The 13,945-nt window shown below is 70.3% G+C and carries 17 protein-coding genes; 7 read left to right on the top strand and 10 right to left on the bottom strand.

Going from position 1 to position 13,945, the window contains the following annotated elements; genetic code table 11:
• Positions 1-9 precede the first annotated feature (9 nt).
• From ACFXK0_RS09085 to ACFXK0_RS09075, 3 genes are read right to left on the bottom strand one after another with little or no spacing between them, the layout of a single operon-like run.
• Complete coding sequence (locus tag ACFXK0_RS09085; protein ID WP_379409465.1) at positions 10-855, bottom strand: ABC transporter permease; 846 nt, start codon at positions 853-855, stop codon at positions 10-12.
• Between the two features lie 13 nt (positions 856-868).
• Positions 869-1,666, bottom strand: a complete 798-nt coding sequence (locus ACFXK0_RS09080; RefSeq protein WP_379409464.1) for an MlaE family ABC transporter permease — start codon at positions 1,664-1,666, stop codon at positions 869-871.
• A gap of 33 nt (positions 1,667-1,699) precedes the next feature.
• Positions 1,700-2,002 (bottom strand): hypothetical protein, encoded by a 303-nt coding sequence (locus ACFXK0_RS09075; RefSeq protein ID WP_379409463.1) that lies wholly within the window; start codon positions 2,000-2,002, stop codon positions 1,700-1,702.
• Between the two features lie 158 nt (positions 2,003-2,160).
• Here ACFXK0_RS09075 and ACFXK0_RS09070 point away from each other — a divergent pair, with 158 nt between their 5' ends.
• Genes ACFXK0_RS09070 through ACFXK0_RS09060 form a run of 3 tightly spaced genes read left to right on the top strand, consistent with a single transcriptional unit; the run spans position 2,161 to position 4,638 of the window.
• Positions 2,161-2,979, top strand: a complete 819-nt coding sequence (locus ACFXK0_RS09070) for a hypothetical protein (protein WP_379409462.1) — start codon at positions 2,161-2,163, stop codon at positions 2,977-2,979.
• Positions 2,976-3,542 (top strand): twin-arginine translocation pathway signal, encoded by a 567-nt coding sequence (locus tag ACFXK0_RS09065; RefSeq protein ID WP_379409461.1) that lies wholly within the window; start codon positions 2,976-2,978, stop codon positions 3,540-3,542. The genes ACFXK0_RS09070 and ACFXK0_RS09065 overlap by 4 nt, the downstream gene beginning before the upstream one ends.
• Before the next feature lie 31 nt (positions 3,543-3,573).
• On the top strand, positions 3,574-4,638 hold the full coding sequence (locus ACFXK0_RS09060; RefSeq protein ID WP_379409460.1) for a dihydrodipicolinate reductase: 1,065 nt from the start codon (positions 3,574-3,576) through the stop codon (positions 4,636-4,638).
• Positions 4,639-4,702: 64 nt separating this feature from the next.
• On the opposite strand, the gene ACFXK0_RS09055 is transcribed toward ACFXK0_RS09060, so the two are convergent.
• Positions 4,703-5,548 (bottom strand): HpcH/HpaI aldolase/citrate lyase family protein, encoded by an 846-nt coding sequence (locus ACFXK0_RS09055; RefSeq protein ID WP_379409459.1) that lies wholly within the window; start codon positions 5,546-5,548, stop codon positions 4,703-4,705.
• 128 nt (positions 5,549-5,676) lie between these two features.
• Here ACFXK0_RS09055 and ACFXK0_RS09050 point away from each other — a divergent pair, with 128 nt between their 5' ends.
• Positions 5,677-6,048 carry a hypothetical protein gene (locus ACFXK0_RS09050; RefSeq protein WP_379409458.1) on the top strand — a complete coding sequence of 124 codons (372 nt, stop codon included), beginning with the start codon at positions 5,677-5,679 and terminating at the stop codon, positions 6,046-6,048.
• Here ACFXK0_RS09050 and ACFXK0_RS09045 read toward each other — a convergent pair.
• Entirely contained in the window at positions 5,991-6,383 is a 393-nt protein-coding gene (locus tag ACFXK0_RS09045; RefSeq protein WP_379409457.1) for a DUF427 domain-containing protein, read from the bottom strand. The genes ACFXK0_RS09050 and ACFXK0_RS09045 overlap by 58 nt on opposite strands.
• Positions 6,384-6,397: 14 nt before the next feature.
• A complete protein-coding gene (locus tag ACFXK0_RS09040) occupies positions 6,398-7,228 on the bottom strand; it encodes an acyl-CoA thioesterase (protein ID WP_379409525.1) in 831 nt (276 codons plus the stop codon).
• A gap of 144 nt (positions 7,229-7,372) precedes the next feature.
• On the opposite strand from ACFXK0_RS09040, the gene ACFXK0_RS09035 reads away from it, so the two are divergent.
• Together ACFXK0_RS09035 and ACFXK0_RS09030 are read left to right on the top strand one after the other, a co-directional pair.
• Positions 7,373-8,050 carry a TetR/AcrR family transcriptional regulator gene (locus ACFXK0_RS09035; protein WP_379409456.1) on the top strand — a complete coding sequence of 226 codons (678 nt, stop codon included), beginning with the start codon at positions 7,373-7,375 and terminating at the stop codon, positions 8,048-8,050.
• Positions 8,051-8,093: 43 nt separating this feature from the next.
• Positions 8,094-8,900: an acyl-CoA thioesterase gene (locus ACFXK0_RS09030; RefSeq protein ID WP_379409455.1), complete on the top strand. Its 807-nt coding sequence runs from the start codon at positions 8,094-8,096 to the stop codon at positions 8,898-8,900.
• Positions 8,901-8,943: 43 nt separating this feature from the next.
• Here the strand turns inward: ACFXK0_RS09030 and ACFXK0_RS09025 are convergent, their stop codons facing one another.
• Together ACFXK0_RS09025 and ACFXK0_RS09020 are read right to left on the bottom strand one after the other, a co-directional pair.
• Entirely contained in the window at positions 8,944-10,437 is a 1,494-nt protein-coding gene (locus ACFXK0_RS09025) for a class I adenylate-forming enzyme family protein (RefSeq protein ID WP_379409454.1), read from the bottom strand.
• 96 nt (positions 10,438-10,533) lie between these two features.
• Positions 10,534-11,043 (bottom strand): hypothetical protein, encoded by a 510-nt coding sequence (locus ACFXK0_RS09020; RefSeq protein ID WP_379409524.1) that lies wholly within the window; start codon positions 11,041-11,043, stop codon positions 10,534-10,536.
• A gap of 155 nt (positions 11,044-11,198) precedes the next feature.
• Between ACFXK0_RS09020 and ACFXK0_RS09015 the strand changes: the two genes are divergently transcribed.
• Positions 11,199-11,747, top strand: coding sequence for a carboxymuconolactone decarboxylase family protein (locus ACFXK0_RS09015; protein ID WP_379409453.1), 549 nt, complete (start codon positions 11,199-11,201; stop codon positions 11,745-11,747).
• A 37-nt stretch (positions 11,748-11,784) separates the two neighbouring features.
• Here ACFXK0_RS09015 and ACFXK0_RS09010 read toward each other — a convergent pair whose 3' ends face one another.
• Together ACFXK0_RS09010 and ACFXK0_RS09005 are read right to left on the bottom strand one after the other, a co-directional pair.
• The gene (locus tag ACFXK0_RS09010; RefSeq protein ID WP_379409452.1) at positions 11,785-12,960 is read right to left on the bottom strand and encodes an acyl-CoA dehydrogenase family protein; all 1,176 of its coding nucleotides are present in this window, start codon (positions 12,958-12,960) and stop codon (positions 11,785-11,787) included.
• Entirely contained in the window at positions 12,944-13,942 is a 999-nt protein-coding gene (locus ACFXK0_RS09005) for an acyl-CoA dehydrogenase family protein (RefSeq protein WP_379409451.1), read from the bottom strand. Before ACFXK0_RS09005 ends, ACFXK0_RS09010 begins: the two co-directional genes overlap by 17 nt.
• Positions 13,943-13,945: the final 3 nt, after the last annotated feature.

Raw genomic sequence — 13,945 nt, 5'->3', positions numbered from 1 at the left:
CGGCCCTCCCTAACCCGAGAGATCGAAGTTGCCGTTGGCGCCGTAGACGGCCAACGAGATCAGCAGGGTCACCGAGACGACCGCGATCAGCGAGGTACGCACCGCGTTGCCCACCGCCAGCCCGACCCCGGCCGGACCGCCCGCGGCATGGAAACCGAAGTAGGTGTGGATGAGCAGCACCGTCAACGCCATCAGCAGCGCCTGCGCGAACGACCAGGCCAGGTCGACGGGGTTGAGGAAGGTCGTGAAGTAGTGGTCGTAGAGCCCGGGCGACTGGCCGAGCAGGAACACCGTGGTGAACCGGCTGGCCACGAACGAGGCCACCACCGCGAGCGCGTACAGCGGGGTGATGGCGATCATCCCGGCCACGATCCGGGTACCGACCAGATACGAGACCGGTTCGATCGCCATGGATTCCAGCGCGTCGATCTCCTCGTTGATGCGCATCGCGCCCAGTTGCGCGGTGGTACCGGCGCCGAAGGTCGCGGCCAGCCCGATCCCGGCCACCACCGGCGCGGAGATCCGCACATTGATGAAGGCGGCCAGGAATCCGGTGAGCGCCTCGATCCCGATGTCGCCGAGGGAGTTGTAGCCCTGCACCGCCAGGGTGCCGCCGGTGGCCAGGGTCAGGAACCCGACGATCACGACCGTGCCGCCGAAGACCGCGAGCGCGCCGGCGCCCATGCTGATCTCGGCGATCAGCCGGATGGTCTCGCGCCGGTGATGGATCGCCGCGAACGGCGCGTACACCAGGGCTTTCAGATAGAAGATGGCGTGGTCGCCGACCCGGGCCAAGCTCAGGAACGGGCGTCGGAGTCGCTGGAAGGTCAGTGGGTAGCGTGCGGTCAGAGTCATAGAGCCCTCTCGCTCATCGCCCGGTCAGCTGGATCCCGACCGCGGTGACGACGACATTGATGACGAACAGCGACATGAACGCGTAGACCACCGTCTCGTTCACGGCATTGCCCACCGCCTTGGCGCCACCGGTCACGATCAGCCCGCGATAGCAGGCCACCAGCCCGGCGACGAAGCCGAACAGCAGCGCCTTCACCGAGGAGATCAGCAGTTCGCCGAGCCCGGTCAGCAGCGTGATGCCCGCGGCGAACGCGCCGGGGTTCACGTCCTGGACGAACACCGAGAAGGTGTAGCCGCCGAGGATCCCGATCAGGCAGACCAGGCTGTTGAGCAGCAGCGCGACCAGTCCGGAGGCGAGCATGCGCGGGGTGACCAGCCGCTGGACCGGGTCGATGCCCAGTACCTGCATGGCGTCGATCTCCTCGCGGATGGTGCGCGAACCGAGATCGGCGCACATGGCGGTGGCCCCGGAGCCGGCCACGATCAGCACCGTCACCATGGGACCGACCTGGGTCACCGCGCCGAAGGCCGCGCCCGCGCCGCTGAGATCGGCGGCGCCGAGCTCACGCAGCAGGATGTTGAGCGTGAAACTCACCAGCACGGTGAACGGGATCGCGACCAGCACGGTCGGCAGCATCGACACCCGCACGATGAACCAGGCCTGTTCGAAGAACTCCCGCGCCTGGAACGGCCGCCGGAAGGCGTAGCGCACGGCATCGGCCGACATCGCGAACAAGCCGCCGATCGCGGTGAGCGGTCCGGCCGTCCGCGCGGCCACCGCGCGACCCCAGCGGGGGGTCCCGGGGGTCATCGGAGGTCCGGCCCGAACGCGCCGGTGGACATGTCAGTCGCTCGCGGGCAACGGCTGAGCGCCCTTGAGCGCCAGCCGGACCGTGCCGATACTCAGCGCGCCCGCACCGGGTTTGGTCACCAGGACCTCGGCGCCGGACTCGTCGACGTAGCGCTTGCCGAGCACACTGCCGTCGGCGAAATCGGCGTCCAGGGTGAGCCCGGTGGCGACGGCGGTCCCCAGCGGGACCATCGGCGCGCCACCGGCGCGCAGGTCGTCGAGACTGTCCGCCGGACGGACCACGATGACCTCGGTGTCACAGACCTGACTGCGTAGCCGCGTCCCGCTGGTGACCATATCGACCTCCCTACCCACACCGACCTGCGATATCGGCGTTCTTCATGAGCGAGAATAGCATATTCACTTTTCGCTCAAACCGATTCTGGTAATGTCGGCCACACTGCTGCAGCAGGTGTGAGGTGTTGACCCGATCGACCGAAAGCGGACCCGGCACAATGGAACTCGAAGAGCACGACACCGACACGCTGCAGCTCGAGGCTCTGGAGGCCGAGCAGGAGGCGATCGCCGCCGAAGCGGTCGCCGAGGCGGCCCGCGCCAGGGCCCGCGCGGCCCGGCTGCGCCGCCGCGCCGCCACCGCCGAGCGCACCCCGGCGGTATCGCCACCCAACGATCCGCTGGAGCCAGCGCCCACACCCGAGCCGCCGCCCGAGCTCGACAAGCCATCCGAGCTCGACATGCCGCCCAAGCTCGACGTGCTGCCCGAGCTCGACGTGCTGCCCGAGCTCGACAAGCCATCCGCGATAGAGCCTGTGCCCAAAGCCCCGCCCCGGCGACGACGACGGCGGATACTCGTGACCGCCGCAGCTCTCGTGCTGATTGCCGCGCTCGGCACCAGCGGGTATCTCACCTGGCATCACCGGAACACGAGCACCGAAGCCGACCGGACCGCGGAGTTCGCGGCGGCGGCCGAGCAGGGCGTCGTCGCGCTGACCTCCCTCGATTTCAACCAGGCCGACCAGGACGTCCGTCGCGTGCTCGACCTCTCGACCGGCGCTTTCCGCAGCGACTTCGAGAGCAGGGCAACCGATTTCACCACCGTGATCGAACAGTCGAAGGTCGCCACCGCGGGCCGGGTGACCGCCGCGGCCGTGGAGTCGATGACCGAGGACTCGGCAGTGGTGCTGGTCGCGGCCACCTCGCAGGTCACCAATTCCGCGGGCGCCCAGCAGGAGCCGCGCACCTGGCGGCTGAGCGTCACGGTGACCCGCGAGGGTGATCAGCTCAAGATGTCGAAGGTCGAGTTCGTCCCATGAGCACCGATATCCCCGCCTCCGCGCGGCCGTCCCGCCGCGCCCGGTTCTTTGCCGGAGTCCGCGGCGCCGCCGGCGTGCTCCGCGCCGACGCGCTGGTCACCGTCCTGGTCGCACTGGCGGCCGTGGCGGTGGGCGTCGCCGTGGTGCTGTGGTCGACGCAGTACCGCCCGGACAGTGCCGTGGACACCTCGGCCAAGCAGGCCGCGGTCGAGGCGGCCACCACCGGAACCGTCGCGCTGCTGTCCTACCGGCCGGACACGATCGACGAGGACTTCGCCTCCGCCAGAACCTATCTCACCGGCGACTTCCTGGCCTACTACAGCCAGTTCACCCAGCAGGTCGTCGCGCCGGCGGCCAAGGAGAAGTCGGTGTCGACCACCGCGGCCGTCGTGCGCGCGGCGGCCGCGGAGATCGGCCCGGACCGGGCGGTGGTGCTGGTGTTCGTCAATCAGACCACCACCAGCGCCGAGAAACCCGAACCGGCGATCACCGCGAGCAGCGTGCGGGTCACCTTGACCAGGGTCGACACCCAGTGGCGCATCTCCTCGTTCGAACCCGTCTGACGCGGGCGGCGCACTACCGAAAGGCACTGCCGTGGAACCGGATACCTTGTACCGCACCGCGATACGACCGAACCCGCGCCGCTACACGGTTGTCGTGTGGTCCTCGGGCCGGCTCGCTCGCCACCTCGCGGCCGCGGTCGGCGAGCACCCGGGTCTGGACCTGCTCGCCGTGCGCACCGACCCGCATCCGGGCGCGGGCCCGGCCGCGCACGGCGAGGACGTCACCGCCTTGCGCACCACCCAGGACGTACTGACCCTGGCCCCGGACTGCGTGCTGTACATGCCGCGGGTGTTCGACGCCGACACGGTGTGCCGGCTGCTGATGGCCGGGATCAATGTGATCACCACCCGCAGCGATCTACACCATCCCGACAGCATGGAACGCACCCTGTGCGCCCGCCTCGAATCCGCCTGCTGGGCAGGCCGCGCCTCGCTGCACAGCACCGGTGTCAGTCCGGGCTTCGTGACCGAGCTGATGCCGATCACGATCGGCGCGGTCCAGCGCCGCGTCGACACCGTGACCATCGAGGAGTACACCGACCTCACCCATAGCGACCCGATCGCGCCGCTGCCCGATATCGCCGGCTTCGGCACGACCTGCCCGGGGCACGTGGATCAGCGGGCGCTGATCCGCTTCCAGCAGAGTTTCGGCCCGTCGCTGCGCCTGGTCGCCGACGGTCTCGGGCTCTCGATCGACACCATCGAGGTCAGTGGGGACTACGCGGTCGCCGCGCGCACGACGCCGACCCCGTCCGGTCCGATTCCCGCCGGAACCGTCGGCGCGTACCGGCTTTCACTGGTCGGTGGGCGCGCCGCAATGCCACGGGTGGTCTACCGGGCGACCTGGTATCGCGTGCCCGATCTCGATCCCGCGTGGCCACTCGAACACAACGGCTGGCGCGCCGGCCTGGCCGGTGACAGCGGTCCGGTCGAGATCAGTGTGCGGACTCCCGCTCTGGACCGGTCGCGCGCCGGGCTCTCCCCCGCCCACACCGCCCAGCACGCGGCCCGCACCATCCCGGCCCTGTGCACGGCACCGCCCGGGATCCGCACCAGCCTCGATCTGCCGCCGTCGGCGGTGACCACCACCGGCTGAGCACCCGGCCGGTGTGGTGGCGCCGACCCGGGTGCGGCGGGTGTGCACGAGGTGGGCGCCTCGGTCAGCGGGCCACCCGCGCCGAGTCCGCCCGGGCGACGATCCGGCGGGCGTGGCTCAGGATGGGCGCGTCGACCATCCGGCCGTCGACGGCGAAGACACCCCGGGAATGCTCGGCGGCGGTCAGCACGCGCCGCGCCCAGGCCAGTTCGTCCGGTTCGGGGCGGAAGGCGTCGGCGATGATGGGGACCTGCGTGGGATGCAGTGCGACCTTGATGTCGTAGCCGGAGGCGACGGCGTCCTCGGCTTCGGCGGCCAGCCCGGCGAGATCGGGGATATCGAGGTAGACGCCGTCGACGGCGAGCTTGCCCTGAGCCTTGGCCGCCACCAGCGTCGTCGCGCGCAGCTGGCGGGCGACATCACGGTAGCTGCCGTCGGTGTGCCGTGACGAGCTGCCACCCAGGGCGGCGACCAGGTCCTCGGCACCCCACATCACCGCGACCACGCGCGGCGCCGCGGCGATCTCGTCCACCCGCCGCAGACCCGCCGGCGTCTCGACCAGCGCGATGATGTCGTAGCCGTCCAGAACCGCAGGCAGCGCGCCGGTTTCGGCTTTCGGGAGCATAAGCACGCGGTACGGCGATTGCGCGAGCAGCCGCAGGTCGTGGTCGACCTCAGGGCAATCCAGCGGATTGATCCGGATGACCGTGCGCGCCGGATCGAGGCGGCTGTCCCGGATCGCCTCGCGTGCCACGGCTTTCGCGTCCGCGCCGACACCGTCCTCGAGGTCCAGGATCACCACGTCGGCACTGGCGGCGGCCTTGGCGAACCGTTCGGGCCGGTCGGCCGGGCAGAACAGCCACACGGGCCCGGCGGGTTCCCATCGATCGACTTCCACAGATCGTTCCATGGATCAGACGATAACGTCATTCTCGCAGCTATAGCAAAGCTTCTCGATCGGGATACCTGGCACACCAAGCCACTTCGTGGATATAGTGGAAATGCCATTCTCACGCGATCGACAGATACGGAACGATCATGCGCACTCGAATCGATCCCCGCGATGTCACCGGACGGCCGGGCCCACCCCGCAGCCACCGTCGCCCGACACCTGCCGCCGCCGAGGCGGCCAAGCCACGCGCGCGCGTGCTGGTGCGCCAGGCGCTCGACTTCTTCGAACGGTGCCCGGCGTGCGACTACCCCGCCGAGGCCACCGAGACCGTCGTCGTCCTCGGGGACGGCCGCGTCGCCACGACACTGCTGCCGACCTGCGGACTGCCGTGCGGCTGGCACGGACAGCCCCGCCCGCACGTGCCGGTCCGCGAGCCGGCCGGAACCGATTCCCCCAGCGCTCAGCGGCCGCTCACCGCCGGGGTCGCGACGCCGACCCGCAGCGTCACCCGATCCTGATAGAACGCCACATGGCCTTGCAGTCGCGCCACCTGCGGGGCCGGATCCTCATAGCTCCAGACCACCGGTTCCCCACCGTCACCGGCGAAGTTCCAGTAGGTCGCCACGCCCTTGAACGGGCAGGTGCTGGTGAATCCCTCCGCCCGCGACAGCGGCACGCGGACATCGGCGCGGGGCAGATAGAAGACCAGGCCGTGGTCCTGTTCGTCGACCAGCAGGGTCCTGGTCGATTCCGCGAGCACCGCGTCACCGAGCGTCAAGGTGACAAGATTGCGGCGGGCGTGGATGTCGACCCGGTAGTCCGGGCGCTCGAGAAAACCTCGGTGTGCGGTCATCGGTGTCCTCCTGCTCAGAGCCGGGCCGCGGCGGGCACAGCGGTGTCGTCGGCGCGCAGGCCGCGAATCATCGCCTCCTGGGTGAACGAAGCGAGCAGCCTGCCGTCCTCGGTGTGCACCAGGCCGCGCACGCACGACATGCCCGCACCGACCTGAATGCTCTCGTGGGAATACAGTAGCCAGCCCCGCCAGCGGATCGGTTCGTGGAAGCACACCGCGACCGTCAGCACCGCCGTCGACAGGGCGTGATGCGCCTGGGCGGTACCGATCCCGGCGTGCGCGCGCAGCGTGGCCGAGACCGACAGGTGCCCGGTGAAATGGGCCAGCAGCGCCTTGGCCAGCTCGTCGCGGTCGGGCACCGGGTCGTAGCGCAGCCAGGCGTACAGTTCCGGCGGCCCGACCTCGTCGGGATCGTTGACATCGGCGACTCCGACGATGCGCAGTTCCCGGCCGGTCATCGGCATGTCGGCGGGTAGCGCGGCGGCCGGCGCCGCCACCGTGGGGCGGGAGAGCTGGTGGCGCACGACATCGGCCGCGGGCACATCGGCCAGCACCGAGACGGTGGCACATCGCCTGCCCGCCTGCTCGACCGAGACCACCGTGGCGGCCGTACTTCTGCCCCGATGGGTCACCTCGACCACGAAGCGCACCGGCACGGCGGGATCGACCGCGCGGGTGAACACCGCGTGCGCCGAGCGAAGTGTCTTCTCCGGCAGCGTCTTCGCGGTCGCGACCAGCGCCTGGGCCAGCAGCTGGGTGCCGTCCACCACCTGGCGCGAACCACCGTCGCTGACGCCGGTGAAACAGTCCGGTCCGTCGGGTTCGACATCGAAGATGCGCAGCATTCGCGCGACCGACGACGTCTGCTGCTCGGGTGTGATCGTCACCTTGCCCCCTCGGCTGTCCCGGATATGCCGGCGAGAATGTCATTCTTACAATACGGTAATGGATACTCCATGCAGTCGCCAGACGTGAACGGAGGCACCCCCGTGTCGATTCGCCAGGACCCACCCCACGGCGCCAAGGGCAGCCGCGGCGAGCAGCCGGCCTGGAAGCAGCGCGCCGTCGAGCGCTCACTGCGCACCGCGACCCAGCGCGCGGGCGAGCGGGTCCAGCGCTTCCTCGACGCCGCGCAGGCCATCATCACCGAGCGGGGCACCACCGATTTCACGGTGCAGGAGGTCGTCGACCGCTCGCGGCAGTCGCTGCGCAGTTTCTATCTGCAATTCGACGGCAAGCACGAGCTGCTGCTCGCCCTCTACGAGGACGCCGTCGGCCGCACCACGATCCAGATCCGCGCGGCCACAGCCAGCCGCGCCGATCCGCTCGAAAAGCTGCGTACCGCAGTGGTATTGCTGTTCCAGCTGTGCCGCCCCGACCCGGACGCGCACCGGCCGCTGTTCGCCGAGTTCGCGCCGCAGCTCACCAGATCCGATCCGGCCGAGGTCCGCTCGGCGCACGCCGAGCTGTTCACCATGTTCGCCGAGTTGATGACCGAGGCGGGCGAGGCCGCCTGCCTGCGCGGCGACCTGCACCCGCGCCGGATGGCCGCGATGACGATGCACATGGCCATGACGCCGGGCGCCTCGGTGGGCGAAGGACGACCACTCACCGCCGAGGAGATCTGGACCTTCTGCGCGCGCGGCATCACCGCGCCGACCGACTGAGAATCACATTCTCCAAGGGCAGAATTTCAATTACACTGGGCCGATGCCTGACATGTGGAACGACCTGCTCGCCTGCCTCGATCTGAAACCGGTGGTCGGCATCGACACCATCGCCCTGGAAGGCGGGAATCAGACCCTGCCGTATCACCGGGTCTTCGGCGGCCAGGTGCTCGGCCAGCTGATGGTGGCGGCCCAGCTCGCCTTCCCGGACAAGGCGGTGAAGTCGCTGCATACCGCGTTCCCGCGAGAAGGGCGTTCCGACACCCCGATCCGGTATCACGTGCACACCCTGCACGAGGGCCGTTCCTTCGCCACCGCCTCGATCGTCGCGCACCAGGGCGAGCAGGTGATCGCGTCCGCCGTCGCGTCCCTGCACGTTCCCGAGGAGGGCACGCAGCGGCAGAGTCTGCCCGAGGTCGGGCCGCTGCTCGGCCCGGAGCACCGGGTGGAGATGTCGCTGCTGCCCTGGGAAGCGCGCGCGGCCGACGATCTCGACAGCACCGAGGTCGCCGCACCGGACTACACACTGTGGATGCGTACTCCCCCGGTCGAGCCGGAGCTGGGCGCGGCCCTCACCGCCTACGCCACCGACCTGACCCTGATCGGCACCGCCCTGCGCGCCGAGTCGGGGATCAGCCACACCGGCAACGGCACCGATTTCCTGTCCGCGGTCACCACCCACACCCTGTGGTTCCATCGGCCCGTGCGCAGCGATGTCTGGCAGGTCCTGCGCCAGCACAGCCCGATCCTGGCCGGTGGCCGCATCTTCGGCCGCGGCGACGTGCTCACCGAGGACGGACTGCTGGTGGCCTCCTACGCCCAGGAAGCGATGTTCCGGCACCGGTCCTGAGGCCCCACGGCGCCCGGGCCACGACCGGCCCGGGCGGCACCGGTCACTGGGCGCTGTACTCGGCGACCAGATCCCGGCGCAGGATCTTGCCGGTCGGGGTGGCAGGCAGCGAGTCGCGGAAGACGACCCGGTCGGGCGTGCGCGAGCCGCGCAGGCCGGCGCGGGCGAAACCGCGCAGTTCCTCCGGGTCCGGGGTCCCCGCGCCGCCGGGCACGACGACCGCCACGATGATCTGGCCCCACTGCACGTCCTCGACGCCGATCACCGCGACTTCGCGGACCTGGGGATGTTCGACCAGTACGTCCTCGATCTCGGCGGGGGCGATGTTCTCGCCGCCGCGGATGATGGTGTCGTCGGATCGTCCACCGATGTAGAGGAATCCGTCGCTGTCGAGCGCGGCGACATCCTTGGTCGGGAACCAGCCGTTGGCGTCGAGCACCGAGCCGATGCCGGTGTAGCGGCCCGACACCTGTGCCCCGCGCACATAGAGCTCACCGGTCACTCCGGCGGGCAGCACGGTGCCGTTCCCGTCGCGGATCTGCAGTTCGATGCCGGGGACGGCGGTGCCGACCGAGCCCAGCCTGCGGGCCAGCGCCGGGTCGTCGCCGGCCAGCGCCGCGCGATGGTCCTCGGGCCCGAGCACCGCGATGGTGGAACTGGTCTCGGTCAGGCCGTAGGCATTGACGAAGCCGACCTCGGGCAGCAGCCGCAACGCGGTGCGCAGCAGCGGCAGGGCGACCTTGGAGCCGCCGTAGGCGAGCGTGCGCAGTGAGGGCAGCGTCGCGCCGGTGCGTTCGAGTTCGGTGACGATGCGCGCGAGCATGGTCGGTACGACGGTGGCCGCGGTCACCGACTCCCGGTCGACCGCGGCGATCCAGTCGGCGGCGTCGAAGGCACGCAGGTAAACCACTTTTCGGCCGGCGTACAGGTGCGACATGGCGGCGCCGATGCCAGCGACGTGATAGGGCGGCACACACACCAGCGCGGCGTCTTCCGGTGCGGCGGAGGCGAAGTCGATGGTGCCGGTGATGTAACTGAACAGGTTGTTGTGGGTCAGCTCGACCGCTTTGGGCGTCGAGGTGGTTCCCGAGGTGAACAGCACGACCGCCACCTGGTCGGGATCGGCGTCCACGGTGGCGGGCTCGGCGGCGGCCGCCTCGGCCAGGAATCGCGCCGAGGACAGCACGGTGCCACCGGTCGCCTCGCGGGCGACGATGTCGTGGTACTCCTCGTCACACACGATCAGCGGCGCGTCCAGCCGGGCGATGAGCGCGCCGAGCGCGTCCGCGCCGAGCCGGTAGTTCAGCGGTGTGAACGGCACCGCCGCGCCGGCGGCGGCGAAGAGCAGCAGCGGCAGCAGATGCCCGCCGGTGCCCACATAGGCGAGGCTGCGGGCACCCGAGCCGGTCAGCACCGCGGCGCCGCCGCCGACCAGGCGGCTCAATTCGCCTGCGGTCCACTGGGTTTCGTCACAGGCCACCGCACAGCGATCGGGGTCGCTCGACGTGGCCATGTCCAGCAGCAGCGAAATGCTCATATCGCACCCTCTCCACCCGCACCGCTCGACGGCATGCCGATGCGCGTCTTCACCATGGTGCGAAAATTGCATTCTCTTAGCCGGAGAATAGCATATTCACAGGGCCGCGAGATCCGTCGTCCCCCAGGCGCCGGTGACCAGCAGCTCGCCACAGCGGAACCGCTCACTCGCCCCACCGTCGACCTCGGGCAGCCCCGCCGCAGCGAGCGCGCAGTCCTTGAAAGTCCGCGCCGCCATGCTGATCCGGTGCTGCACCGTGTCGAGCCGGGCGTCCAGACTCGCCGGGACCGTGTCACCCCACAGCACGACTTCAGCCCGGCCGTGGTCCAGGCAGTCGAGCAGGCCGGCCCTGACCCGCGCGTCCGTGGCGACCAGGTCGGCGGCGACGGCCAGCGCGTGCGGCCACGGATCGTGTACCGCCGCGGCGAGGGAGGTGTCCAGGTCCAGCACGCTCGCGCCGAGGATCTCCACCGCCTCGGCGCCACGGGTGTCGGCCAGTACCACGGTGACCTCCCAGCCGGCCATGGTGCGGTCGCACAGCCAGCCGCCCGCGTGCCGCACCACGTCGGCGGAGGTGCCGGCGACCACGGCGAGGCGATAGCGCAGATGGTGCCGGCGGATCTCGGCCCGCCGCCGCGGTGCCGATCGGGTCGCGGCGCCGCGAAAGTCCTGTGCAGTCATTGGAGAAGTATATTCTCTTCTGAGAAGAACTGAACCGCCAAACGGCGTGCGGTCTCGCCCGCGCCGGAGAGGAGGCCGACATGGCCCTGCCCCCGCTTCCCGAGGACCGGTGGGACGACGAGGTCGACGCGGCACTGTCGCGGATGCTGCCCAAGGAGCGGCGCAACCCGGCGCAGGCGGGCAACGCGCTGTCGGTCCTGGTCAATCACCCCCGGCTGACCCGCGCCTTCCTGGGTTTCAACACGCACCTGCTGTTCGGCTCGACCCTCGAACCACGGCTGCGTGAGCTGGTCGTGCTGCGCGTGGCACATCGCCGCGACTGCGCCTACGAATGGCAGCATCATGCCGAAATGGGCAGGGACGCCGGTCTTTCCGAGGCGGAGATCGATGCGGCCCGCCGGGTGGGCAGCGCGCCCGACGAGTTCGATCGCCTGGTGCTCGCCGCCGTCGACGAACTGGACGAGAAGTCCGGACTCACCGACGAGACGTGGGACGCGCTGGGCGCCCGCCTCGACGACCGCCAGCGCATGGACCTGGTCTTCACCGTCGGCTGCTACACGACCTTGGCCATGGCGTTCAACACCTTCGGTGTCGCACTCGACGAGACCGCCGGACGGCCGCGGCACTGACCGTGCCGGGGCGCGCGGCTCGCGCGCCCCGGACCGGTCACGCCCGTGGCAGGCCGAGGACCCGCTGGGCGATGATGTTGCGCTGGATCTCGGAGGTCCCGCCGGCGATGGTGCCGGAGAAACTGCGCAGATAGCGTTCGAACCAGCCGCCGGAGAAGTTCTCCAGATTCAGCGGGTTCGGTGGTGACGTGACCGCCGGATGCGCCAGCCCGTCGACACCGACGGCGTCGAGCGCCCGTTCCGCCGCCGCCTGCACCGCCTCGGACCCCAGCACCTTGAGCACCGAAAGCGCGGGCACGTCCTGTTCGCCGCGCGATTCCCTGGCCAGCGCGGCCGACCCGAGCAGCCGCAGCGCGTAGCTGTCCATCACCAGCCGCGCGTAGGCGTCGCGGTCGAGTTCGGTGCGTGGCCGGAAGTCGCCCAGCAGGTCCTGGAGGCGATCGGCGAAGCCGAGCCACAGCAGGGTGCGTTCGTGCCCGAGCGAGCCGTTGGCCACCGACCAGCCCTCGTTCTCGGGTCCGACCCGGTGGGCCACCGGCACCCGCACACTGTCGAAATAGACTTCGTTGAAGTCCAGGTCGTCGGGCGCGCACGCCGACGGGAACGGCCGCCGGGTGACACCAGGGGTGTCGGTCGGGATCAGCAGCACGCTGATCCCCTTGTGTTTGGGGGCGTCCGGGTCGGTGCGCACGAAGGTGAGCAGCACATCGGCGTGGTGGGCGCCGGAGGTCCAGACCTTCTGCCCGTCGACCACATAGTGGTCACCGTCGCGCACCGCCCTGGTCCGCAGCCCGGCCAGATCCGAGCCGGCGCCCGGTTCGCTCATGCCCAGCGCGGCGGTGATCTCGGCCCGCAGGATCGGGATCGCCCACCGTTGTTGCTGTTCGGCGGTGCCGAAGGACAGCAGCGAGGCGGCGATGATGCCGACGCCCTGCGGGTTGAAACTGTGGTAGATCCGCCGCTTGGACAGTTCCTCGTGGAAGACGTACTGCTGCAGCACCGAGGCATTGCGGCCACCGAACTCCGGGGTGTTGCCCGGCAGCAGCCACCCGTTGTCGAACAGCAACCGCTGCCAGCGGCGCGCCCATTCCGGCACGTGCGCACTGGATTCCGAGCGCTGCGCCGCCTCCTCCTCGCCGGGCAGGTGCGCGGCGAGGAAGGCGACGAACTCCGCGCGGAAGTCCTCGACATCGGCGTCAAAGCTGAGTTGCACGGTATTCCTCCGTCACGAGTGCCCGGTGCTCGGCGGCGCCACCGAGCAGTAGTTCGCCCGCTTTCGCGCGTTTGAGCGCGAACTGCAGGTCGTTCTCCCAGGTGAAGCCCATGGCGCCGAAGAGCTGCACGCCGTGGCGGAACACCAGCGACTGGCATTCGCCCGCGGCGGCTTTGGCCATCGAGGCCGCCAGCCGCCTGCGTGGATCGTCGGCGGCCAGGCACAGCGCCGCGAAGAAGCCGAGCGCCCTGGCCCGTTCGATCGCGACGTGCATGTCGGCGGCCTTGTGCTGCACCGCCTGGAACGATCCGATCGGCACCCCGAACTGGGTCCGGCCCCGGACGTGGTCGAGTGCCAGGTCCAGGATCCGGCGGCAGGCGCCGACCGTGGTCAGCGCCAGACCGGTGAGCGCGACCTGCCCGGCCCGCTCGACGTCGACGTCGGCCCGGTCGCCGCGCCCCACCGCGACCCCGTCGAAGCCGACCTCGGCCAGATGCAGCACCGGGTCGAAAACCGGTGTGCGGCGCGCGATCACCGATTCGGCGCCGACCACGAACACCCCGGCGGCGGTGACCACCGCGAGCTGCTCGGCCCGGTCACCGTCGAGCACCTGCTGCGCCGTGCCGGACAGCCGCCAGCCCGCACCGTCGCGGGCGGCGGTGACCCCGCTGTACACCGCCGCCCCCGGCCGGTCCAGGCCGACCGCGCCCGGTGCCAGCGGCGCGAACTGGGTCATCGTCGCGAGGAACGGGGTCGGGTCGGTGGCCCGGCCCAGTTCCTCGCAGACGATGCCCAGTTCGACCGCGGCAGCGGGCTCGCCGAGTTCGGTCCAGCCGAGACCGACATAGGTCTGCCACAGCGCGGCAGGATCGGCGCCCTTGTCCGCGATGTCCCTGATCAGCGACGGCGGGCACTCCTTGGCAGCGACCTCACGCACGATCTCGCGCAGCAGCCGCTGCTCGGAGTCGAACTCGAACAGCATCGC

Source organism: Nocardia sp. NPDC059177 (assembly GCF_042755165.1).
In the GTDB taxonomy this organism is placed as follows: Bacteria; Actinomycetota; Actinomycetes; order Mycobacteriales; family Mycobacteriaceae; genus Nocardia.
The sequence above is the reverse complement of the archived record's forward strand: the minus strand, read 5'-3'. Positions and strand labels throughout refer to the sequence as shown.